At 51.0% G+C, this 23649-nt stretch carries 25 protein-coding genes; 22 read left to right on the forward strand and 3 right to left on the reverse strand.

What is annotated here, in order from left to right:
- The first annotated feature begins 22 nt into the window (after positions 1 to 22).
- The 13 genes from plsX (at position 23) to ptsG (ending at position 12415) form a co-directional block, all read left to right on the forward strand.
- Positions 23 to 1093, forward strand: coding sequence for a phosphate acyltransferase PlsX (plsX, locus tag G434_RS00490; RefSeq protein WP_000197578.1), 1071 nt, complete (start codon positions 23 to 25; stop codon positions 1091 to 1093).
- A gap of 67 nt (positions 1094 to 1160) precedes the next feature.
- Complete coding sequence (gene fabH, locus G434_RS00485; protein WP_000288138.1) at positions 1161 to 2114, forward strand: beta-ketoacyl-ACP synthase III; 954 nt, start codon at positions 1161 to 1163, stop codon at positions 2112 to 2114.
- 15 nt (positions 2115 to 2129) lie between these two features.
- On the forward strand, positions 2130 to 3059 hold the full coding sequence (fabD, locus tag G434_RS00480; protein ID WP_000191372.1) for an ACP S-malonyltransferase: 930 nt from the start codon (positions 2130 to 2132) through the stop codon (positions 3057 to 3059).
- A 12-nt stretch (positions 3060 to 3071) separates the two neighbouring features.
- Positions 3072 to 3806, forward strand: a complete 735-nt coding sequence (gene fabG / locus G434_RS00475) for a 3-oxoacyl-ACP reductase FabG (RefSeq protein ID WP_001008535.1) — start codon at positions 3072 to 3074, stop codon at positions 3804 to 3806.
- Between the two features lie 210 nt (positions 3807 to 4016).
- The gene (gene acpP / locus G434_RS00470; protein ID WP_000103754.1) at positions 4017 to 4253 is read left to right on the forward strand and encodes an acyl carrier protein; all 237 of its coding nucleotides are present in this window, start codon (positions 4017 to 4019) and stop codon (positions 4251 to 4253) included.
- A gap of 87 nt (positions 4254 to 4340) precedes the next feature.
- On the forward strand, positions 4341 to 5582 hold the full coding sequence (gene fabF / locus G434_RS00465; RefSeq protein WP_000044679.1) for a beta-ketoacyl-ACP synthase II: 1242 nt from the start codon (positions 4341 to 4343) through the stop codon (positions 5580 to 5582).
- A gap of 193 nt (positions 5583 to 5775) precedes the next feature.
- Positions 5776 to 6234, forward strand: a complete 459-nt coding sequence (gene tnpA / locus G434_RS00460; RefSeq protein ID WP_000526135.1) for an IS200/IS605-like element IS200C family transposase — start codon at positions 5776 to 5778, stop codon at positions 6232 to 6234.
- A gap of 179 nt (positions 6235 to 6413) precedes the next feature.
- Positions 6414 to 7223, forward strand: coding sequence for an aminodeoxychorismate lyase (gene pabC / locus G434_RS00455; RefSeq protein WP_000478684.1), 810 nt, complete (start codon positions 6414 to 6416; stop codon positions 7221 to 7223).
- A 2-nt stretch (positions 7224 to 7225) separates the two neighbouring features.
- On the forward strand, positions 7226 to 8248 hold the full coding sequence (yceG, locus tag G434_RS00450; RefSeq protein ID WP_000756838.1) for a cell division protein YceG: 1023 nt from the start codon (positions 7226 to 7228) through the stop codon (positions 8246 to 8248).
- Entirely contained in the window at positions 8238 to 8879 is a 642-nt protein-coding gene (tmk, locus tag G434_RS00445) for a dTMP kinase (protein ID WP_001257002.1), read from the forward strand. The genes yceG and tmk overlap by 11 nt, the downstream gene beginning before the upstream one ends.
- The gene (gene holB, locus G434_RS00440) at positions 8876 to 9880 is read left to right on the forward strand and encodes a DNA polymerase III subunit delta' (protein ID WP_001267922.1); all 1005 of its coding nucleotides are present in this window, start codon (positions 8876 to 8878) and stop codon (positions 9878 to 9880) included. Before tmk ends, holB begins: the two co-directional genes overlap by 4 nt.
- Before the next feature lie 10 nt (positions 9881 to 9890).
- Complete coding sequence (locus G434_RS00435) at positions 9891 to 10688, forward strand: metal-dependent hydrolase (RefSeq protein WP_000480245.1); 798 nt, start codon at positions 9891 to 9893, stop codon at positions 10686 to 10688.
- A 293-nt stretch (positions 10689 to 10981) separates the two neighbouring features.
- Entirely contained in the window at positions 10982 to 12415 is a 1434-nt protein-coding gene (gene ptsG / locus G434_RS00430) for a PTS glucose transporter subunit IIBC (protein ID WP_000475719.1), read from the forward strand.
- Positions 12416 to 12474: 59 nt separating this feature from the next.
- Here ptsG and fhuE read toward each other — a convergent pair whose 3' ends face one another.
- Positions 12475 to 14664, reverse strand: coding sequence for a ferric-rhodotorulic acid/ferric-coprogen receptor FhuE (fhuE, locus tag G434_RS00425; protein ID WP_000953420.1), 2190 nt, complete (start codon positions 14662 to 14664; stop codon positions 12475 to 12477).
- Between the two features lie 333 nt (positions 14665 to 14997).
- Here fhuE and hinT point away from each other — a divergent pair, with 333 nt between their 5' ends.
- The 8 genes from hinT (at position 14998) to G434_RS00385 (ending at position 21268) form a co-directional block, all read left to right on the forward strand.
- Positions 14998 to 15357, forward strand: coding sequence for a purine nucleoside phosphoramidase (gene hinT / locus G434_RS00420; RefSeq protein ID WP_000807125.1), 360 nt, complete (start codon positions 14998 to 15000; stop codon positions 15355 to 15357).
- Between the two features lie 2 nt (positions 15358 to 15359).
- On the forward strand, positions 15360 to 15737 hold the full coding sequence (locus tag G434_RS00415) for a YcfL family putative periplasmic lipoprotein (protein WP_001225305.1): 378 nt from the start codon (positions 15360 to 15362) through the stop codon (positions 15735 to 15737).
- Positions 15738 to 15750: 13 nt separating this feature from the next.
- Entirely contained in the window at positions 15751 to 16392 is a 642-nt protein-coding gene (lpoB, locus tag G434_RS00410) for a penicillin-binding protein activator LpoB (protein WP_000164439.1), read from the forward strand.
- Positions 16373 to 17197: a thiamine kinase gene (thiK, locus tag G434_RS00405; protein WP_001116587.1), complete on the forward strand. Its 825-nt coding sequence runs from the start codon at positions 16373 to 16375 to the stop codon at positions 17195 to 17197. The genes lpoB and thiK overlap by 20 nt, the downstream gene beginning before the upstream one ends.
- Positions 17198 to 17207: 10 nt before the next feature.
- Entirely contained in the window at positions 17208 to 18233 is a 1026-nt protein-coding gene (gene nagZ, locus G434_RS00400) for a beta-N-acetylhexosaminidase (RefSeq protein WP_000529284.1), read from the forward strand.
- A gap of 22 nt (positions 18234 to 18255) precedes the next feature.
- Positions 18256 to 18798 carry an alpha/beta hydrolase YcfP gene (ycfP, locus tag G434_RS00395; protein ID WP_000587933.1) on the forward strand — a complete coding sequence of 181 codons (543 nt, stop codon included), beginning with the start codon at positions 18256 to 18258 and terminating at the stop codon, positions 18796 to 18798.
- A 399-nt stretch (positions 18799 to 19197) separates the two neighbouring features.
- Positions 19198 to 20502, forward strand: a complete 1305-nt coding sequence (ndh, locus tag G434_RS00390) for an NADH-quinone dehydrogenase (protein ID WP_000211045.1) — start codon at positions 19198 to 19200, stop codon at positions 20500 to 20502.
- A 226-nt stretch (positions 20503 to 20728) separates the two neighbouring features.
- The gene (locus G434_RS00385) at positions 20729 to 21268 is read left to right on the forward strand and encodes a glycine zipper 2TM domain-containing protein (RefSeq protein ID WP_001043459.1); all 540 of its coding nucleotides are present in this window, start codon (positions 20729 to 20731) and stop codon (positions 21266 to 21268) included.
- 61 nt (positions 21269 to 21329) lie between these two features.
- Here the strand turns inward: G434_RS00385 and comR are convergent, their stop codons facing one another.
- Positions 21330 to 21962 (reverse strand): TetR family copper-responsive transcriptional repressor ComR, encoded by a 633-nt coding sequence (gene comR / locus G434_RS00380; protein WP_000179806.1) that lies wholly within the window; start codon positions 21960 to 21962, stop codon positions 21330 to 21332.
- A gap of 240 nt (positions 21963 to 22202) precedes the next feature.
- On the opposite strand from comR, the gene bhsA reads away from it, so the two are divergent.
- Positions 22203 to 22460, forward strand: coding sequence for a multiple stress resistance protein BhsA (bhsA, locus tag G434_RS00375; protein ID WP_000800153.1), 258 nt, complete (start codon positions 22203 to 22205; stop codon positions 22458 to 22460).
- A gap of 82 nt (positions 22461 to 22542) precedes the next feature.
- Here the strand turns inward: bhsA and ldtC are convergent, their stop codons facing one another.
- Complete coding sequence (ldtC, locus tag G434_RS00370) at positions 22543 to 23505, reverse strand: L,D-transpeptidase LdtC (RefSeq protein WP_001300895.1); 963 nt, start codon at positions 23503 to 23505, stop codon at positions 22543 to 22545.
- Positions 23506 to 23649 lie beyond the last annotated feature (144 nt).

The raw sequence follows: 23649 nt of genomic DNA on the forward strand, positions 1-23649 counted from the left end.
CAAACCGGGCGGCGACGATACCTTGACACGTCTAACCCTGGCGTTAGATGTCATGGGAGGGGATTTTGGCCCTTCCGTGACAGTGCCTGCAGCATTGCAGGCACTGAATTCTAATTCGCAACTCACTCTTCTTTTAGTCGGCAATCCCGACGCCATCACGCCATTACTTGCTAAAGCTGACTTTGAACAACGTTCGCGTCTGCAGATTATTCCTGCGCAGTCAGTTATCGCCAGTGATGCCCGGCCTTCGCAAGCTATCCGCGCCAGTCGTGGGAGTTCAATGCGCGTGGCCCTGGAGCTGGTGAAAGAAGGTCGAGCGCAAGCCTGTGTCAGTGCCGGTAATACCGGGGCGCTGATGGGGCTGGCAAAATTATTACTCAAGCCCCTGGAGGGGATTGAGCGTCCGGCGCTGGTGACGGTATTACCGCATCAGCAAAAGGGCAAAACGGTGGTCCTCGATTTAGGGGCCAACGTCGATTGTGACAGCACAATGTTGGTGCAATTTGCCATTATGGGCTCAGTCCTGGCTGAAGAGGTGGTGGAAATTCCCAATCCTCGCGTGGCGTTGCTCAATATTGGTGAAGAAGAAGTAAAGGGTCTCGACAGTATTCGGGATGCCTCAGCGGTGCTTAAAACAATCCCTTCTATCAATTATATCGGCTATCTTGAAGCCAATGAGTTGTTAACTGGCAAGACAGATGTGCTGGTTTGTGACGGCTTTACAGGAAATGTCACATTAAAGACGATGGAAGGTGTTGTCAGGATGTTCCTTTCTCTGCTGAAATCTCAGGGTGAAGGGAAAAAACGGTCGTGGTGGCTACTGTTATTAAAGCGTTGGCTACAAAAGAGCCTGACGAGGCGATTCAGTCACCTCAACCCCGACCAGTATAACGGCGCCTGTCTGTTAGGATTGCGCGGCACGGTGATAAAAAGTCATGGTGCAGCCAATCAGCGAGCTTTTGCGGTCGCGATTGAACAGGCAGTGCAGGCGGTGCAGCGACAAGTTCCTCAGCGAATTGCCGCTCGCCTGGAATCTGTATACCCAGCTGGTTTTGAGCTGCTGGACGGTGGCAAAAGCGGAACTCTGCGGTAGCAGGACGCTGCCAGCGAACTCGCAGTTTGCAAGTGACGGTATATAACCGAAAAGTGACTGAGCGTACATGTATACGAAGATTATTGGTACTGGCAGCTATCTGCCCGAACAAGTGCGGACAAACGCCGATTTGGAAAAAATGGTGGACACCTCTGACGAGTGGATTGTCACTCGTACCGGTATCCGCGAACGCCACATTGCCGCGCCAAACGAAACCGTTTCAACCATGGGCTTTGAAGCGGCGACACGCGCAATTGAGATGGCGGGCATTGAGAAAGACCAGATTGGCCTGATCGTTGTGGCAACGACTTCTGCTACGCACGCTTTCCCGAGCGCAGCTTGTCAGATTCAAAGCATGCTGGGCATTAAAGGTTGCCCGGCATTTGACGTTGCAGCAGCCTGCGCAGGTTTCACCTATGCATTAAGCGTAGCCGATCAATACGTGAAATCTGGGGCGGTGAAGTATGCTCTGGTCGTCGGTTCCGATGTACTGGCGCGCACCTGCGATCCAACAGATCGTGGGACTATTATTATTTTTGGCGATGGCGCGGGCGCTGCGGTGCTGGCTGCCTCTGAAGAGCCGGGAATCATCTCCACCCATCTGCATGCCGACGGTAGCTATGGTGAGTTGCTGACGCTGCCTAATGCTGACCGTGTGAATCCAGAGAATTCAATTCATCTGACGATGGCGGGCAACGAAGTCTTCAAGGTTGCGGTAACAGAACTGGCGCACATCGTTGATGAGACGCTGACGGCGAATAATCTTGACCGTTCTCAACTGGACTGGCTGGTTCCGCATCAGGCTAACCTGCGTATTATCAGTGCAACGGCGAAAAAACTCGGCATGTCGATGGACAATGTCGTGGTGACGCTGGATCGCCACGGTAATACCTCTGCGGCCTCTGTCCCGTGCGCTCTGGATGAAGCTGTACGCGACGGGCGCATTAAGCCGGGGCAGTTGGTTCTGCTTGAAGCCTTTGGCGGTGGATTCACCTGGGGCTCCGCGCTGGTTCGTTTCTAGGATAAGGATTAAAACATGACGCAATTTGCATTTGTGTTCCCTGGACAGGGTTCTCAAACCGTTGGAATGCTGGCTGATATGGCGGCGAGCTATCCAATTGTCGAAGAAACGTTTGCTGAAGCTTCTGCGGCGCTGGGCTACGACCTGTGGGCGCTGACCCAGCAGGGGCCAGCTGAAGAACTGAATAAAACCTGGCAAACCCAGCCAGCGCTGTTGACTGCATCTGTTGCGCTGTATCGCGTATGGCAGCAGCAGGGCGGTAAAGCACCGGCAATGATGGCTGGTCACAGCCTGGGGGAATACTCCGCGCTGGTTTGCGCTGGTGTGATTGATTTCGCTGATGCGGTGCGTCTGGTTGAGATGCGCGGTAAGTTTATGCAAGAAGCCGTACCGGAAGGAACGGGCGCTATGGCGGCAATCATCGGTCTGGATGATGCGTCTATTGCGAAAGCGTGTGAAGAAGCTGCAGAAGGTCAGGTCGTTTCTCCGGTAAACTTTAACTCTCCGGGACAGGTGGTTATTGCCGGTCATAAAGAAGCAGTTGAGCGTGCTGGCGCTGCCTGTAAAGCTGCGGGCGCAAAACGCGCTCTGCCGTTACCAGTGAGCGTACCGTCTCACTGTGCGCTGATGAAACCAGCAGCCGACAAACTGGCAGTAGAATTAGCGAAAATCACCTTTAACGCACCAACAGTTCCTGTTGTGAATAACGTTGATGTGAAATGCGAAACCAATGGTGATGCCATCCGTGACGCACTGGTACGTCAGTTGTATAACCCGGTTCAGTGGACGAAGTCTGTTGAATACATGGCAGCGCAAGGCGTAGAACATCTCTATGAAGTCGGCCCGGGCAAAGTGCTTACTGGCCTGACGAAACGCATTGTCGACACCCTGACCGCCTCGGCGCTGAACGAACCTTCAGCGATGGCAGCGGCGCTCGAGCTTTAAAAGAGGAAAATCATGAATTTTGAAGGAAAAATCGCACTGGTAACCGGTGCAAGCCGCGGAATTGGCCGCGCAATTGCTGAAACGCTCGCAGCCCGTGGCGCGAAAGTTATCGGCACTGCGACCAGTGAAAATGGCGCTCAGGCGATCAGTGATTATTTAGGTGCCAACGGCAAAGGTCTGATGTTGAATGTGACCGACCCGGCATCTATCGAATCTGTTCTGGAAAAAATTCGCGCAGAATTTGGTGAAGTGGATATCCTGGTCAATAATGCCGGTATCACTCGTGATAACCTGTTAATGCGAATGAAAGATGAAGAGTGGAACGATATTATCGAAACCAACCTTTCATCTGTTTTCCGTCTGTCAAAAGCGGTAATGCGCGCTATGATGAAAAAGCGTCATGGTCGTATTATCACTATCGGTTCTGTGGTTGGTACCATGGGAAATGGCGGTCAGGCCAACTACGCTGCGGCGAAAGCGGGCTTGATCGGCTTCAGTAAATCACTGGCGCGCGAAGTTGCGTCACGCGGTATTACTGTAAACGTTGTTGCTCCGGGCTTTATTGAAACGGACATGACACGTGCGCTGAGCGATGACCAGCGTGCGGGTATCCTGGCGCAGGTTCCTGCGGGTCGCCTCGGCGGCGCACAGGAAATCGCCAACGCGGTTGCATTCCTGGCATCCGACGAAGCAGCTTACATCACGGGTGAAACTTTGCATGTGAACGGCGGGATGTACATGGTCTGACCGCGATTTGCACAAAATGCTCATGTTGCGCGCAGTCTGCGTGGTTATGAGTAATAATTAGTGCAAAATGATTTGCGTTATTGGGGGGTAAGGCCTCAAAATAACGTAAAATCGTGGTAAGACCTGCCGGGATTTAGTTGCAAATTTTTCAACATTTTATACACTACGAAAACCATCGCGAAAGCGAGTTTTGATAGGAAATTTAAGAGTATGAGCACTATCGAAGAACGCGTTAAGAAAATTATCGGCGAACAGCTGGGCGTTAAGCAGGAAGAAGTTACCAACAATGCTTCTTTCGTTGAAGACCTGGGCGCGGATTCTCTTGACACCGTTGAGCTGGTAATGGCTCTGGAAGAAGAGTTTGATACTGAGATTCCGGACGAAGAAGCTGAGAAAATCACCACCGTTCAGGCTGCCATTGATTACATCAACGGCCACCAGGCGTAAGTGAACATCTCCAGGCGGTCGTTCGACCGCCTGAGTTTTATCTTTTTGTCCCACTAGAATCATTTTTTCCCTCCCTGGAGGACAAACGTGTCTAAGCGTCGTGTAGTTGTGACCGGACTGGGCATGTTGTCTCCTGTCGGCAATACCGTAGAGTCTACCTGGAAAGCTCTGCTTGCCGGTCAGAGTGGCATCAGCCTAATCGACCATTTCGATACTAGCGCCTATGCAACGAAATTTGCTGGCTTAGTAAAGGATTTTAACTGTGAGGACATTATCTCGCGCAAAGAACAGCGCAAGATGGATGCCTTCATTCAATATGGAATTGTCGCTGGCGTTCAGGCCATGCAGGATTCTGGCCTTGAAATAACGGAAGAGAACGCAACCCGCATTGGTGCCGCAATTGGCTCCGGGATTGGCGGCCTCGGACTGATCGAAGAAAACCACACATCTCTGATGAACGGTGGTCCACGTAAGATCAGCCCATTCTTCGTTCCGTCAACGATTGTGAACATGGTGGCAGGTCATCTGACTATCATGTATGGCCTGCGTGGCCCGAGCATCTCTATCGCGACCGCCTGTACTTCCGGCGTGCACAACATTGGCCATGCTGCGCGTATTATCGCGTATGGCGATGCTGACGTGATGGTTGCAGGTGGCGCAGAGAAAGCCAGTACGCCGCTGGGCGTTGGTGGTTTTGGCGCGGCACGTGCATTATCTACCCGCAATGATAACCCGCAAGCGGCGAGCCGCCCGTGGGATAAAGAGCGTGATGGTTTCGTACTGGGCGATGGTGCCGGTATGCTGGTACTTGAAGAGTACGAACACGCGAAAAAACGCGGTGCGAAAATTTACGCTGAACTCGTCGGCTTTGGTATGAGCAGCGATGCTTATCATATGACGTCACCGCCAGAAAATGGCGCAGGCGCAGCTCTGGCAATGGCAAATGCTTTGCGTGATGCAGGCATTGAAGCGAGTCAGATTGGCTACGTTAACGCGCACGGTACTTCTACGCCGGCTGGCGATAAAGCTGAAGCGCAGGCGGTGAAAACCATCTTCGGTGAAGCTGCAAGCCGTGTGTTGGTAAGCTCCACGAAATCTATGACCGGTCACCTGTTAGGTGCGGCGGGTGCAGTAGAATCTATCTACTCCATCCTGGCGCTGCGCGATCAGGCTGTTCCGCCAACCATCAACCTGGATAACCCGGATGAAGGTTGCGATCTGGATTTCGTACCGCACGAAGCGCGTCAGGTTAGCGGAATGGAATACACTCTGTGTAACTCCTTCGGCTTCGGTGGCACTAATGGTTCTTTGATCTTTAAAAAGATCTAAATTGTCATTTTCCACCCTTATAAAAGGTCCGCTTGCGGGCCTTTTTTCTTGTGCACAGAAAACCCCCAGCTAGGCTGGGGGTTCCGGAAAGCTTTCAGCTTTGAGCCAGTTATTAAAACCCCTTTTGATTTGTTAAAACACCTTGCGGTCTGGCAACTGCAAGTGTCAAACAAGAAATCAAAAGGGGGTCCCAATGGGGAACGAAAAGAGCTTAGCGCACACCCGATGGAACTGTAAATATCACATAGTTTTTGCGCCAAAATACCGAAGACAGGTGTTCTACAGAGAGAAGCGTAGAGCAATAGGCAGTATTTTGAGAAAGCTGTGTGAGTGGAAAAGCGTACGGATTCTGGAAGCTGAATGCTGTGCAGATCATATCCATATGCTTGTGGAGATCCCGCCTAAAATGAGCGTATCCGGGTTTATGGGATATCTGAAAGGGAAAAGCAGTCTGATGCTTTACGAGCAGTTTGGTGATTTGAAATTCAAATACAGGAACAGGGAGTTCTGGTGCAGAGGGTACTACGTCGATACAGTGGGTAAGAACACGGCGAAGATACAGGATTACATAAAGCACCAGCTTGAAGAGGATAAAATGGGAGAGCAGTTATCGATTCCCTATCCGGGCAGCCCGTTTACGGGCCGTAAGTAACGAAGTTGGATGCAAATGTCAGATCGTGTGCGCCTGTTAGGGCGCGGCTGGTAAGAGAGCCTTATAGGCGCATTTGAAAAACCTCCGGCTATGCCGGAGGATATTTATTTAGTTTTTATTCCGACTTGTTCCGTAGTGAACATGCTGCCACACTAACAATTCTCTGATAAGGAGCCGGTATGTTCTTAATTAACGGTCATAAGCAGGAATCGCTGGCAGTAAGCGATCGGGCAACGCAGTTTGGTGATGGTTGTTTTACCACCGCCAGAGTTATCGACGGTAAAGTCAGTTTGTTATCGGCGCATATCCAGCGACTACAGGATGCTTGTCAGCGGTTGATGATTTCCTGTGACTTCTGGCCTCAGCTTGAACAAGAGATGAAAACGCTGGCAGCAGAACAGCAAAATGGTGTACTGAAAGTCGTGATCAGTCGCGGTAGTGGCGGGCGAGGGTACAGCACATTGAACAGTGGACCGGCAACGCGGATTCTCTCCGTTACGGCTTATCCTGCACATTACGACCGTTTGCGTAACGAAGGGATGACGTTGGCGCTAAGCCCGGTGCGGCTGGGGCGCAATCCTCATCTTGCAGGTATTAAACATCTTAATCGGCTTGAGCAAGTATTGATCCGCTCTCATCTTGAGCAGACAAACGCTGATGAGGCGCTGGTCCTTGACAGCGAAGGGTGGGTTACGGAATGCTGTGCGGCTAATTTGTTCTGGCGGAAGGGCAACGTAGTTTATACGCCGCGACTGGATCAGGCAGGTGTTAACGGCATTATGCGACAATTCTGTATCCGTTTGCTGGCACAATCCTCTTATCAGCTTGTCGAAGTGCAAGCCTCTCTGGAAGAGGCGTTGCAGGCAGATGAGATGGTTATTTGTAATGCGTTAATGCCAGTGATGCCCGTACGTGCCTGTGGCGATGTCTCCTTTTCGTCAGCAACGTTATATGAATATTTAGCCCCACTTTGTGAGCGCCCGAATTAGTCATGAAAAAAGTGTTATTGATAATCTTGTTATTGCTGGTGGTACTGGGTATCGCCGCTGGTGTGGGCGTCTGGAAGGTTCGCCATCTTGCCGACAGCAAATTGCTTATCAAAGAAGAGACGATATTTACTCTGAAGCCAGGGACCGGACGTCTGGCGCTCGGTGAACAGCTTTATGCCGATAAGATCATCAATCGCCCACGGGTTTTTCAATGGTTGCTGCGTATCGAACCGGATCTTTCTCACTTTAAAGCCGGGACTTACCGCTTTACACCGCAGATGACCGTGCGCGAGATGCTGAAATTGTTGGAAAGCGGTAAAGAAGCACAGTTCCCGCTGCGACTGGTAGAAGGGATGCGTCTGAGCGACTACCTCAAGCAATTGCGTGAGGCTCCGTATATCAAGCACACGCTGAGCGACGATAAGTACGCCACCGTAGCGCAGGCACTTGAACTGGAAAACCCGGAGTGGATTGAAGGTTGGTTCTGGCCAGACACCTGGATGTATACCGCCAATACCACCGATGTCGCGTTACTCAAGCGAGCGCACAAGAAAATGGTGAAAGCGGTCGATAGCGCCTGGGAAGGGCGTGCGGACGGTCTGCCTTATAAAGATAAAAACCAGTTGGTGACGATGGCATCAATTATCGAAAAAGAAACCGCCGTTGCCAGTGAACGCGATCAGGTTGCCTCAGTATTTATCAACCGTTTACGCATTGGTATGCGCCTGCAGACCGACCCGACCGTGATTTACGGGATGGGAGAGCGTTATAATGGCAAACTTTCTCGTGCAGACCTGGAAACGCCGACAGCGTATAACACCTATACCATTACCGGTCTGCCGCCAGGTGCGATAGCGACGCCGGGGGCGGATTCGCTGAAGGCTGCTGCGCATCCGGCAAAAACGCCGTATCTCTATTTTGTGGCCGATGGTAAAGGTGGTCACACGTTTAATACCAATCTTGCCAGTCATAACAAGTCTGTGCAGGATTATCTGAAAGTGCTTAAGGAAAAAAATGCGCAGTAAGTATATCGTCATTGAGGGGCTGGAAGGCGCAGGCAAAACTACCGCGCGTAACGTGGTGGTTGAGACGCTCGAGCAACTGGGTATCCGCGACATGGTTTTCACTCGGGAACCTGGCGGTACGCAACTTGCCGAAAAGTTAAGAAGCCTGGTGCTGGATATCAAATCGGTAGGCGATGAAGTCATTACCGATAAAGCCGAAGTTCTGATGTTTTATGCCGCGCGCGTTCAACTGGTAGAAACGGTCATCAAACCTGCGCTGGCTAACGGCACCTGGGTGATTGGCGATCGCCACGATCTCTCCACTCAAGCCTATCAGGGTGGAGGACGTGGTATTGACCAACATATGCTGGCAACACTGCGTGATGCTGTTCTCGGGGATTTTCGCCCCGACTTAACGCTCTATCTCGATGTTACCCCGGAGGTTGGCTTAAAACGCGCGCGTGCGCGCGGCGAGCTGGATCGTATTGAGCAAGAGTCTTTCGATTTCTTTAATCGCACCCGCGCCCGCTATCTGGAACTGGCAGCACAAGATAAAAGCATTCATACCATTGATGCCACCCAGCCGCTGGAGGCCGTGATGGATGCAATCCGCACTACCGTGACCAACTGGGTGAAGGAGTTGGACGCATGAGATGGTATCCATGGTTACGACCTGATTTCGAAAAACTGGTAGCCAGCTATCAGGCCGGAAGAGGTCACCATGCGCTACTCATTCAGGCGTTACCGGGCATGGGCGATGATGCTTTAATCTACGCCCTGAGCCGTTATTTACTCTGCCAACAACCGCAGGGCCACAAAAGTTGCGGTCACTGTCGTGGATGTCAGTTGATGCAGGCTGGCACGCATCCCGATTATTACACCCTGGCTCCCGAAAAAGGGAAAAATGCGCTGGGCATTGATGCGGTACGTGAAGTCACCGAAAAGTTAAATGAGCACGCACGCTTAGGTGGTGCGAAAGTTGTCTGGGTAACCGATGCTGCCTTACTGACCGACGCCGCGGCTAACGCATTGCTGAAAACGCTTGAAGAGCCACCAGCAGAAACCTGGTTTTTCCTGGCTACCCGCGAGCCTGAACGTTTACTGGCAACATTACGTAGTCGTTGTCGGTTACATTACCTTGCGCCGCCGCCGGAACAGTACGCCGTGACCTGGCTTTCACGCGAAGTGACAATGTCACAGGATGCACTACTTGCCGCATTGCGCTTAAGCGCCGGTTCGCCTGGGGCGGCACTGGCGTTGTTTCAGGGAGATAACTGGCAGGCTCGTGAAACATTGTGTCAGGCGCTGGCATATAGCGTGCAATCGGGCGACTGGTATTCGCTGCTAGCGGCCCTTAATCATGAACAAGCTCCGGCGCGTTTACACTGGCTGGCAACGTTGCTGATGGATGCGCTAAAACGCCATCATGGCGCTGCGCAGGTGACCAATGTTGATGTGCCGGGCCTGGTCGTCGAACTGGCAAACCATCTTTCTCCCTCGCGCCTGCAGGCTATACTGGGGGATGTTTGCCACATTCGTGAACAGTTAATGTCTGTCACAGGTATTAACCGCGAGCTTCTCATCACCGATCTTTTACTGCGTATTGAGCATTACCTGCAACCGGGCGTTGTGCTACCGGTTCCTCATCTTTAAGAGAGACATCATGTTTTTAGTCGACTCACACTGCCATCTCGATGGTCTGGATTATGAATCTTTGCATAAGGATGTGGATGACGTTCTGGCGAAAGCCGCCGCACGCGATGTGAAATTTTGTCTGGCAGTCGCCACAACATTACCGGGTTATTTACACATGCGGGATCTGGTAGGCGAACGTGACAACGTCGTATTTTCTTGTGGCGTGCATCCACTCAACCAGAATGATCCCTACGATGTAGAAGATTTACGCCGTCTGGCGGCAGAAGAGGGCGTTGTTGCGCTGGGTGAAACCGGGCTGGATTATTATTACACGCCGGAAACTAAAGTACGGCAGCAAGAGTCCTTCATCCATCATATCCAGATTGGTCGTGAACTGAACAAGCCGGTTATCGTCCATACCCGTGACGCCCGCGCCGATACGCTGGCAATTCTGCGCGAAGAAAAAGTGACGGATTGCGGTGGCGTACTACACTGTTTTACAGAGGACAGAGAAACGGCGGGTAAATTACTGGATCTCGGATTTTACATCTCCTTTTCCGGCATTGTGACCTTCCGTAATGCGGAGCAACTGCGCGATGCTGCGCGTTATGTCCCCCTGGATCGGTTACTGGTAGAAACTGACTCACCTTACCTTGCACCGGTTCCGCATCGAGGAAAAGAGAATCAACCTGCGATGGTTCGTGACGTTGCAGAATACATGGCTGTGTTGAAAGGTGTTGCCGTTGAAGAACTGGCGCAGGTAACCACCGATAACTTCGCCCGTCTGTTTCACATCGACGCTTCCCGCCTTCAATCCATCCGTTGAATGAGTTTTTTTAAAGCTCGTAATTAATGGCTAAAACGAGTAAAGTTCACCGCCGAAAATTGGGCGGTGAATAACCACGTTTGAAATATTGTGACATATGTTTGTCAAAATGTGCAACTTCTCCAATGATCTGAAGTTGAAACGTGATAGCCGTCAAACAAATTGGCACTGAATTATTTTACTCTGTGTAATAAATAAAGGGCGCTTAGATGCCCTGTACACGGCGAGGCTCTCCCCCCTTGCCACGCGTGAGAACGTAAAAAAAGCACCCATACTCAGGAGCACTCTCAATTATGTTTAAGAATGCATTTGCTAACCTGCAAAAGGTCGGTAAATCGCTGATGCTGCCGGTATCCGTACTGCCTATCGCAGGTATTCTGCTGGGCGTCGGTTCCGCGAATTTCAGCTGGCTGCCCGCCGTTGTATCGCATGTTATGGCAGAAGCAGGCGGTTCCGTCTTTGCAAACATGCCACTGATTTTTGCGATCGGTGTCGCCCTCGGCTTTACCAATAACGATGGCGTATCCGCGCTGGCCGCAGTTGTTGCCTATGGCATCATGGTTAAAACCATGGCCGTGGTTGCGCCACTGGTACTGCATTTACCTGCTGAAGAAATCGCCTCTAAACACCTGGCGGATACTGGCGTACTCGGAGGGATTATCTCCGGTGCGATTGCAGCGTATATGTTTAACCGTTTCTACCGTATTAAGCTGCCTGAGTATCTTGGCTTCTTTGCCGGTAAACGCTTTGTGCCGATCATTTCTGGCCTGGCTGCCATCTTTACTGGCGTTGTGCTGTCCTTCATTTGGCCGCCGATTGGTTCTGCAATCCAGACCTTCTCTCAATGGGCTGCTTACCAGAACCCGGTAGTTGCGTTTGGCATTTACGGTTTCATCGAACGTTGCCTGGTACCGTTTGGTCTGCACCACATCTGGAACGTACCTTTCCAGATGCAAATTGGTGAATACACCAACGCAGCAGGTCAGGTTTTCCACGGCGACATTCCGCGTTATATGGCGGGTGACCCGACTGCGGGTAAACTGTCTGGTGGCTTCCTGTTCAAAATGTACGGTCTGCCAGCTGCCGCAATTGCTATCTGGCACTCTGCTAAACCAGAAAACCGCGCGAAAGTGGGCGGTATTATGATCTCCGCGGCGCTGACCTCGTTCCTGACCGGTATCACCGAGCCGATCGAGTTCTCCTTCATGTTCGTTGCGCCGATCCTGTACATCATCCACGCGATTCTGGCAGGCCTGGCATTCCCAATCTGTATTCTTTTGGGGATGCGTGACGGTACGTCGTTCTCGCACGGTCTGATCGACTTCATCGTTCTGTCTGGTAACAGCAGCAAACTGTGGCTGTTCCCGATCGTCGGTATCGGTTATGCGATTGTTTACTACACCATCTTCCGCGTGCTGATTAAAGCACTGGATCTGAAAACGCCGGGTCGTGAAGATGCGACTGAAGATGCAAAAGCGACAGGTACCAGCGAAATGGCACCGGCTCTGGTTGCTGCATTTGGTGGTAAAGAAAACATTACTAACCTCGACGCATGTATTACCCGTCTGCGCGTCAGCGTTGCTGATGTGTCTAAAGTGGATCAGGCTGGCCTGAAGAAACTGGGCGCAGCGGGCGTAGTGGTTGCTGGTTCTGGTGTTCAGGCGATTTTCGGTACTAAATCCGATAACCTGAAAACCGAGATGGATGAGTACATCCGTAACCACTAATCCGTAAGACGTTGGGGAGACTAAGGCAGCCGGATGGCTGCCTTTTTTACAGGTGTTATTCAGAATTGATACGTGCCGGTAATGCTGAAATTACGCGGTGCGCCGTAGACGATAGAACCTTCCACGTTGGTATCGTAGGTTTTGTCGAACAGGTTATTGACGTTCCCCTGTAACGAGAAGTTTTTCGTCACCTGGTAGCGGGTGAAGAGATCCACCAGCGCGTAGCTACCTTGCTCGGCGCGGAAGGTGCCATACGGTGTCACGGTGTCGGTATACACGCGATTTTGCCAGTTAACACCACCGCCGACCGTCAACTCTGGCATGACAGGCAACCGGTAGCTGGTGAACATTTTAACCGTGGTGCGTGGCAGATTAGGATTAACGGCGTTTCCTTCGTTATCCTCTGCAATATAGCGCGTTGCGCCAAACGTCAGCTGCCAGTTGTCGGTAATTGCGCCGTTGAGTTCAAATTCCACACCTTTACTGACTGTCCCATCCACCGCTTTATAGGCGGTTTCGCCGTTGCTGCCGGGGATAGGTGTACCGGTGGACTGAGCGACATTATCCTGCTCAATACGGAAGATGGCTAACGTGGTGGTCAGACGGCTATTCATCCAGTCCGATTTCAGACCCAGCTCGTAGTTGTTACCGGTGATTGGAGCCAGATATTTGCCTGAACTGTCACGATCATTTTGCGGCTGGAAAATAGAGGTATAGCTGGCGTAGGTCGACCAGTTGTCATTGATGTCAAACACCAGACCAGCGTAAGGCGTGGTGTGGTTTTTCTCCATGCTGTAAGTCAGCGTATCAACCCGCCAGTTGGTATAACGTGCGCCGAGGATCAGATGCAGCGGATCGGCAAGGGTGACACGAGTGGCAGCATATAACGATTTCATATGTGTGGTATCGTCCTGCGCCAGGCTCTGTGGTGACCAGTCGGTTTGTGGGAAATTGCCATTAAAGTTGTAGAAACTGCCAATTTCATCCGGGAAGATGTTGGCCCATGAACTGAAGTAACGATTGTTTTGTTTGCTGTAACTGCCACCAAACATTAGATTGTGCTGACGACCAAACAATTCATAACTACCGTCAGCAAACAAATCCAGCGCATCAACTTTACGTTTGCCGCTGTTCCAACCGGTACCGCCGACATAATCAAAGCCAGGTCCATAATTACTGTATGGCCCAACCAGCATACCATCCGCTTTGTTTACATAGGCATCGACATACATCATTTTGCTGTCAAATTCGACTTCGGAGTGGGTGGCATTCAGTGTCGCTTGCCAGGTATCAGCAAACCGCTGCTTCAGGGTCATAAAGACCTTGTTGATCTCTTTATCGTTGTACGCCCAGTCAGGTGCGGTACTGCGTGCGCGATCGTAACTGTTGCTGCTGCCATCAGTATTCCAGCGCGGTAAACCGCCCCACGTTGGGCTATTAACATCAATGCGCTGATATTCGTAACCGGCTGAAAGCGTCGTAAGATCGCCTAAATCAGCATCAACAATGCCGGAGAAGAAGGTCTTTTCACTGTTGTAGCGGTCCAGCCATGAGTCGTTATTCTGGTAGCCGCCGACAATTCGCGCGCGGATTTTACCATCTTCGGTGAGTGGACTTTGTAAATCCGCCACATACCGTTCTTTGTTCCAGCTACCGTATTCCGCCGAGACATCGCCTTTAAATTCACGACTGGTCGCGTGTTTTCGAACCATATTAATTGCCGCAGATGGATTACCCGTCCCGGTCATGAGTCCTGTCGCGCCACGCACTACTTCTACGCGTTCAAACAGTGCCATATCAGAAAGTGCGTCGCCCAGATTCCAGCGCGATTCAAAATAGGTGGGGATACCATCAACCATATAGTTATCAATCTGGAATCCGCGGGAATAATAAAGAGCACGATCGGAATCCGCCTGACTTTTGCTGATCCCCAGCGTGTTTTCCATCACTTCGCCCAGCGTTTGTAACTGCTGATCTTCCATCCGCTGCTGGCTAACAATAGTGACCGACTGAGGAATATCACGTTGAGTCATCTGCATTTTGGTACCCGCAGAGGTAGACGTTACGCTGTAATCATTTTCGCCATCATCTGGAGCTGTGGCTGAACCCTCAACAATAACCGTTTCTTCAGTGGCTGGTGCAGCAAAAGCGGCGGAAGGTAAGAGTGCCAGTGCTATGCAGGCGGCAAGCAGTGACGGTTTGGAGGTGGTTTGATGTTGATTATCCCTGTTAAATTGTGTTGAAAGCATCTGAAATCTCTTGGTTTATGTTGTCGTCAGGCTCATGCCGGAGCAGGGTGATGAGCGGTTATATTTAGTGTGCGAATAATTTTGCATGTAAATGCAAATGAGAAATATAAGTATTCATATTTGACGTGTAAACCAAACAGAGAATGTCTTTTCAGCGCATTCGCAGGCAGAAATGGGAATAATGGCGATATATACGGCAGCAAAACGATTTTTTGCTTAAGAAATCGTGAGTTAAGGTTGAAAGAGCAGGTTTAACTCGACCATACTCTATACTCGCAGTGTGGCGCGGCGTAGCATGGCGCAACGCATGGCTATTTGAAAAAGGAAAATGTCGTGGCAGAAGAAACTATATTCAGCAAAATTATTCGTCGTGAGATCCCCTCCGATATCGTTTACCAGGATGATCTGGTAACGGCGTTTCGCGATATTTCGCCGCAAGCGCCAACGCATATTCTGATCATTCCAAATATCCTCATTCCAACTGTGAACGACGTGTCTGCTGAGCATGAGCAGGCGCTGGGACGCATGATCACCGTAGCGGCAAAAATTGCTGAGCAAGAAGGTATTGCCGAAGATGGCTATCGTCTGATCATGAACACCAACCGCCACGGCGGACAAGAGGTTTACCACATCCATATGCACTTGTTGGGTGGCCGTCCGCTGGGACCAATGCTGGCGCATAAAGGTCTGTAACGATGAGAAAAGGATGCTATGGGCTGGTGTCTCTGGCGTTGTTACTGCTGGTGGGCTGTCGTTCACATCCGGAAATTCCGGTGAATGATGAGCAATCGCTGGTGATGGAGTCATCTTTATTGGCTGCGGGCATCAGTGCAGAAAAGCCCGTCCTTTCGACGTCTGATATTCAACCTTCAGCATCCTCAACGCTTTATAACGAAAGGCAAGAACCCGTTACCGTTCATTATCGTTTTTACTGGTATGACGCCAGAGGGCTGGAGATGCATCCTCTGGAAAGGCCACGCAGCGTTACCATTCCCGCACATTCGGCGGTAACGCTGTACGGCAGCGCCAATTTTCTGGGGGCGCACAAAGTCAGACTTTATCTATATTTGTAAGGGGTGAATCTTGATGACAAAAATGAGTCGCTACGCCTTGATTACCGCGCTGGCGATGTTTCTCGCCGGGTGTGTGGGGCAACGTGAACCTGCACCGGTAGAAGAAGTGAAACCAGCGCCGGAACAACCAGCCGAGCCGCAACAGCCTGTCCCCACAGTGCCCTCGGTGCCGACAATCCCGCAGCAGCCAGGCCCAATTGAGCACGAAGATCAAACTGCACCGCCTGCGCCGCATATTCGCCATTATGACTGGAATGGCGCAATGCAGCCGATGGTCAGTAAGATGCTTGGGGCTGACGGGGTGACTGCGGGTAGCGTCCTTCTGGTTGATAGCGTTAACAACCGTACTAACGGTTCGCTGAATGCCGCAGAAGCGACCGAAACGCTGCGAAATGCGCTGGCTAATAACGGTAAATTTACCCTGGTTTCCGCCCAGCAGCTGTCGATGGCAAAGCAACAGTTAGGTTTGTCGCCGCAGGACAGTTTAGGCACCCGTAGTAAAGCCATAGGTATTGCCCGCAATGTCGGCGCTCATTACGTGCTGTACTCCAGCGCCTCTGGCAACGTTAACGCTCCGACCCTACAAATGCAGCTGATGCTGGTGCAGACGGGTGAAATTATCTGGTCAGGTAAAGGTGCCGTTTCGCAGCAATAATCCCATCACGCGCGACGAATTGCTGTCGCGCTTTTTCCCGCAATTTCATCCCGTCACGACGTTTAATAGTGGGCTTAGTGGCGGGAGTTTTCTCATTGAACATCAGGGCCAGCGTTTTGTTGTGCGTCAGCCGCACGATCCTGATGCGCCGCGGTTCGCGTTCTTGCGCCAGTATCGGGCTTTATCACAACTACCCGCATGCATTGCACCGAAGCCGCATTTATATCTCCGTGACTGGATGGTGGTCGACTATCTGCCCGGCGAGGTAAAAACGTATTTGCCGGATACCAACGAACTGGCAGGCTTGCTGTATTATCTACATCAACAACCGCGTTTTGGCTGGCGAATAACGCTGTTGCCGTTACTGGAACTGTACTGGCAGCAAAGCGATCCGGCGCGGCGGACAGTGGGTTGGCTGCGAAGGTTAAAACGTCTGCGCAAAGCGCGGGAACCACGGCCTTTACGCTTAAGTCCATTGCATATGGATGTCCACGCCGGAAATTTAGTGCATAGCGCGTCAGGGTTAAAACTCATCGACTGGGAGTATGCCGGAGATGGTGATATCGCGCTGGAACTGGCGGCGGTGTGGGTGGAAAATACTGACCAGCACCGGCAATTGGTCAATGACTATGCCACTCGCGCGAAGATTTATCCGGCGCAATTATGGCGTCAGGTCAGGCGATGGTTTCCCTGGCTGCTGATGCTCAAAGCAGGGTGGTTTGAGTACCGCTGGCGACAAACCGGCGATCAACAATTTATCAGGCTGGCCGATGACACCTGGCGGCAGCTATTAATAAAACAATAAGGAGAGCAGTGTGGGTCCAGTAATGTTGGATGTCGAAGGTTACGAACTGGACGCGGAAGAGCGTGAAATACTGGCGCATCCGCTGGTGGGAGGGCTGATTCTCTTTACGCGTAACTATCATGATCCTGCCCAGTTACGTGAACTGGTGCGCCAGATCCGCGCAGCTTCGCGCAATCATCTGGTGGTGGCGGTTGATCAGGAAGGTGGACGCGTGCAGCGTTTTCGTGAAGGTTTTACCCGCTTGCCAGCGGCACAATCATTTGCTGCGCTGTTGGGAATGGAAGAAGGCGGAAAACTGGCGCAAGAGGCAGGTTGGTTGATGGCCAGCGAAATGATTGCTATGGATATTGATATCAGCTTTGCGCCAGTGCTGGACGTCGGGCATATCAGCGCGGCGATTGGCGAGCGTTCTTATCATGCCGATCCCGAAAAAGCCCTGGCAATTGCCAGCCGGTTTATTGATGGTATGCATGAAGCCGGAATGAAAACTACCGGGAAACACTTCCCAGGACACGGTGCAGTAACGGCAGACTCACACAAAGAAACACCGTGTGACCCACGTCCGCAAGCGGAGATTCGCGCTAAAGATATGTCGGTCTTCAGTTCCTTAATCCGCGAAAATAAACTCGACGCCATTATGCCTGCGCATGTGATCTACAGTGATGTCGACCCGCGTCCGGCGAGCGGTTCTCCCTATTGGCTGAAAACCGTTTTGCGTCAGGAACTGGGTTTTGATGGCGTGATTTTCTCTGACGATTTATCGATGGAAGGAGCCGCGATTATGGGCAGTTATGCCGAACGCGGGCAGGCATCACTGGACGCGGGTTGCGATATGATCCTGGTCTGCAATAATCGTAAAGGGGCCGTCAGCGTGTTAGATAATCTGTCACCGATCAAGGCAGAACGTGTTACACGTTTGTATCATAAAGGTTCATTTTCGCGACAGGAACTGATGGACTCGGCTCGCTGGAAAGCGATCAGCGCCCGTCTGAATCAGTTACATGAACGCTGGCAGGAAGAGAAAGCAGGTCACTAACCCTGGCTTATGTGAGGAAGCGATGATTATCTATTTACACGGTTTTGACTCTAACAGTCCGGGTAACCACGAGAAAGTCTTACAATTGCAGTTTATTGACCCGGATGTACGCTTGATAAGCTACAGTACGCGGCATCCGAAACATGATATGCAGCATCTGCTCAAAGAAGTGGACAAAATGTTGCAACTGAACGTTGACGAGCGTCCGCTAATTTGCGGCGTTGGTCTGGGCGGATACTGGGCGGAACGGATTGGTTTTCTTTGCGATATCCGCCAGGTGATCTTCAACCCTAATTTGTTCCCTTATGAGAACATGGAAGGCAAGATTGATCGCCCGGAAGAGTATGCCGATATTGCCACTAAGTGTGTGACCAACTTCCGCGAAAAGAATCGCGATCGTTGCCTGGTGATTTTGTCGCGTAATGATGAAGCGCTTAACAGCCAACGGACATCTGAAGAGTTGCATCATTATTACGAGATTGTCTGGGACGAAGAGCAGACGCACAAATTCAAGAATATCTCCCCGCATTTGCAGCGCATTAAAGCGTTCAAAACCCTCGGGTAAATGCCCTCGTCGCATCAGGTAACCTTGCCGGTACCTGATGCGCTCCGGATTCTGTGGGTCGGATAAGGCGTTCACGCCGCATCCGACAGTCGAGCATCAATGCCTGATGCGCCTTTTATCAGGCCTACCGAACGCCATCCATACACACCTCACTCTATATCACTCTCACAAATTCGCTCAAATAATAAACAACAAACTCTGTTTTTTGATCTCACCCGGTAAAGTCGCCTATCTTTTCAGCAACAAAACTTGATTAACATCAATTTTGGTATGACCAATGCACCATTCATGTTATTCTCAATAGCGAAGAACATTTTCATTGCTGTAACCTGTTGTTAATTAAGAGCTATATTAATAACTATTAATTAACAATTGGTTAATAAATTTAAGGGGGTCACGTTGACTACGCCATTGAAAAAAATTGTGATTGTCGGCGGCGGTGCTGGTGGGCTGGAAATGGCAACACAGCTGGGGCATAAGCTGGGACGCAAGAAAAAAGCCAAAATTACGCTGGTCGATCGTAACCACAGCCACCTGTGGAAACCGCTGCTGCACGAAGTGGCGACTGGCTCGCTTGATGAAGGCGTCGATGCGTTGAGCTATCTGGCCCATGCGCGCAATCATGGTTTCCAGTTCCAGCTGGGTTCCGTCATTGATATTGATCGTGAAGCGAAAACAATCACTATTGCAGAACTGCGCGATGAGAAAGGTGAACTGCTGGTTCCGGAACGTAAAATCGCCTATGACACCCTGGTAATGGCGCTGGGTAGCACCTCTAACGATTTCAATACGCCAGGTGTCAAAGAGAACTGCATTTTCCTCGATAACCCGCACCAGGCGCGTCGCTTCCACCAGGAGATGCTGAATCTGTTCCTGAAATACTCCGCCAACCTGGGCGCGAATGGCAAAGTGAACATTGCGATTGTCGGTGGCGGCGCGACGGGTGTAGAACTCTCCGCTGAATTGCACAACGCGGTCAAGCAACTGCACAGCTACGGCTATAAAGGTCTGACCAACGAAGCCCTGAACGTAACGCTGGTAGAAGCGGGCGAACGTATTTTGCCTGCATTACCGCCACGTATCTCTGCTGCGGCCCATAATGAGTTAACGAAACTTGGCGTTCGCGTGCTGACGCAAACCATGGTCACCAGTGCTGATGAAGGCGGCCTGCATACTAAAGATGGCGAATATATTGAGGCTGATCTGATGGTGTGGGCAGCCGGGATCAAAGCGCCAGACTTCCTGAAAGATATCGGTGGTCTTGAAACCAACCGTATCAACCAGCTGGTGGTGGAACCGACGCTGCAAACCACTCGCGATCCAGACATTTACGCTATTGGCGATTGCGCGTCATGCCCGCGTCCGGAAGGGGGCTTTGTTCCGCCGCGCGCTCAGGCTGCACACCAGATGGCAACTTGCGCAATGAACAACATTCTGGCGCAGATGAATGGTAAGCCGCTGAAAAATTATCAGTATAAAGATCACGGTTCTCTGGTATCGCTGTCGAACTTCTCCACCGTCGGTAGCCTGATGGGTAACCTGACGCGCGGCTCAATGATGATTGAAGGACGAATTGCGCGCTTTGTATACATCTCGCTATACCGAATGCATCAGATTGCGCTGCATGGTTACTTTAAAACCGGATTAATGATGCTGGTGGGGAGTATTAACCGCGTTATCCGTCCACGTTTGAAGTTGCATTAATCGGCTTGTACTGGCGGATGCGGCGTAAACGCCTTATCCGCCCTGGACAAATGGTACGAGCGGTAGGCCTGATAAGACGCGTTAAGCGTCGCATCAGGCATTCCTTCAGACTCCTCCGAATCCTTAAGTATTTCCAGCCATTCCCGCGCTTTTCATCTTCTGTCTGATAGCTGCTTTTCTCCTTCGATTGCATGATTGGCATAACTGCAAAGAAGGAGGTGTTCCCGTGAATAAATCAATGTTGGCGGGTATCGGGATTGGTGTCGCAGCTGCGCTGGGCGTAGCGGCAGTGGCCAGTCTGAACGTGTTTGAACGGGGCCCGCAATACGCTCAGGTTGTTTCTGCAACCCCAATCAAGGAAACGGTTAAAACACCGCGTCAGGAGTGTCGCAACGTCACAGTGACCCATCGTCGACCGGTGCAGGATGAAAATCGCATTACCGGGTCGGTGCTCGGCGCTGTTGCTGGCGGCGTGATAGGGCATCAGTTTGGCGGTGGTCGCGGTAAAGATGTCGCCACTGTTGTGGGGGCGCTGGGAGGTGGCTATGCCGGTAACCAGATCCAGGGCTCTCTCCAGGAAAGCGATACTTACACGACTACGCAACAGCGTTGTAAAACGGTGTATGACAAGTCAGAAAAAATGCTCGGTTATGATGTGACCTATAAGATTGGCGATCAGCAGGGCAAAATCCGCATGGACCGCGATCCGGGTACGCAGATCCCGCTAGATAGCAACGGGCAACTGATTTTGAATAACAAAGTATAACAAGGCTGTACTCTGCAATTTAGCCCCTCATTCGCTCAGGCTGAGGGGCTTTTTTTGCGCCTTATTTCACCAGTTCGGGCCATAAACGCAAAGTCGTTCGGACAATCTGCATCAGTTTTTCCAGCGATGCACCTTCGCGTGCGCTGATCGACATCCCCTGAATAATACAATTAAGGAATTCAGCCAGATGCGTCACGTCACAGTGGGTCGGGATTTCACCGCGCGCTTGTCGTTGACATAAAAACTGCTGCAAAGTGCGCTCTTGCATCGCATGGCGTGATTTCAGCGTATTGCCGATATCTCCGGAATCTGGGGAGAGGGTGGTGCAGTTGTTGATCATGAAGCAGCCTGCCGGGGTGTCTTTGCTGGTAAAGCAGTTGGCGATGGCAGCAAAATAGTCAGCCAGCGCAGACTCCACGCTTTTCTCTTCACAAAACAGCTGTGCTTCATGCTTAGCGGCAAAACGATCGATATAGCGGTCGAGAACGGCGCGAAATAACCCCTCTTTGTTGGTAAATTCCGCGTATAGCGTGGGCGCTTTGGCTCCGGTCGCTTCGACGAGGTCCGCAAGAGAAGTCGCTTCATAACCGTGTTGCCAGAACAATTTCATGGCCTTATCAAGCGCTGCATCCCTGTCGAACACTTTTGGGCGGCCACGGCTTTTTTTTACACATTGTGTTGAGTCAGTTGCCATGATGCCGTTGTACCTGGTGACTGTGAATGAAAGGTTATTATAAAAATAATCACCTCCGTTCACCAGTCCAGATCCCATAAAAATAATTGCTTTCTATTTAACTGAAATTTAAAGATTTTTAAATTAATTAATGATTGTTATAAAAAATATCTTGTATGTGATCCAGATCACATCTATCATTTAGTTATCGATCGTTAAGTAATTGCTTGCGACGTCATTCATCTGCATAAGGCCACTATTATGAAAAACGTAAAAACCCTCATCGCTGCGGCGATTTTAAGCTCCATGTCATTTGCCAGCTTTGCTGCTGTCGAAGTTCAGTCAACGCCAGAAGGCCAACAAAAAGTCGGTACTATCAGTGCTAACGCGGGGACAAATCTGGGATCGCTGGAAGAGCAGCTGGCGCAAAAAGCGGATGAGATGGGCGCAAAATCATTCCGTATTACTTCTGTAACCGGTCCAAATACCCTCCATGGAACAGCAGTAATTTATAAATAAGCATTAACCCTCATTAATGCCTGCTACTGCTGATTTTTTCCCCGCGACATGCCGTGTCGCGGGGATTTTTTTTATCCAGGATTTACAGAGTTTGTGGGCTCACTTGATGACGGCGGACATCCACCGGCATCCCGGAACGGACATCCATCACATGTTGCATCACTTCAGCGTCAGTTTGTGCTGCATCTTTAAATGATTGCATTGCGCTATTCAGCGTAATTGGCAGCAGCTGCGGATCGTCATCAATCTTCTCTGACAGCGGCTGATGTACTTCAACCAGACGCGCACCGTTTGGTTCGGCAGAGACTTTTATCGGAGTGTTGATGATATTCACTTTGGTGCCTGGGGTGACCTGGCTAAAGAGTGTTTTGATATCGTCATCACGCAGACGAATACAGCCAGAACTTACCCGCATGCCAATGCCGAAATCGGCGTTCGTACCATGAAGCAAATAAACGCCGCCATAGGCCGCCAGACGAATCGCATGATGGCCCATTGGATTATCCGGTCCAGCCGGCACTACCGCAGGCAACTCAATTCCCTGTGCTTTATAACGGGCGCGGATGTTTGCCGTTGGCGTCCAGGTTGGGTTTGCTCGTTTGTCTGAAACGGTGGTCACCATTGTCGGTGTCAGCGTGTCACCACCCAACTGACCAATACCTATTGGATACACGGTTACCGAATTTTTACCCGGCGGGTAGTAATAGAGACGCAGCTCCGCAATATTGATCACAATGCCTTCGCGCGGCGCATCTGGAAGTAGGGTTTGCAACGGGATCGTTAACACGCTGCCCGCGCGCGGTACGTAAGGATCAACGCCGGGGTTAGCCTGTAACAGAGCGAGAAAGCCGACGTTATATTTTTTGGCGATGGCTTCCAGAGAACCACCGTCATTTTCCACCACATGAAATTTGTTTTCGCCAACCAGACGACTGCCCGCTGGCGGCAGCGGCCAGGTGTTGGCTTTTGCCGGTAGCGCCAGCGCCACGGCAGCGGCGAACGTAAAAAACGTTAGCCAGCGAGAAAAACGCGTTTTGATCATCACCAAAAATCCATAATAAATATAAGGTTATTGTAATAAACAGATAAGCCTGAATTATGGATGGTGACAGTGTCGGATAGTGCAGGGAAGTGCAAAGAATTTGTAAATGTTGCAGATGGGGGCGCAGAAACGCCCCCAATCTAACCA

The organism is Escherichia sp. KTE172, from assembly GCF_000408845.1.
In the GTDB taxonomy this organism is placed as follows: domain Bacteria; phylum Pseudomonadota; class Gammaproteobacteria; order Enterobacterales; family Enterobacteriaceae; genus Escherichia; species Escherichia coli.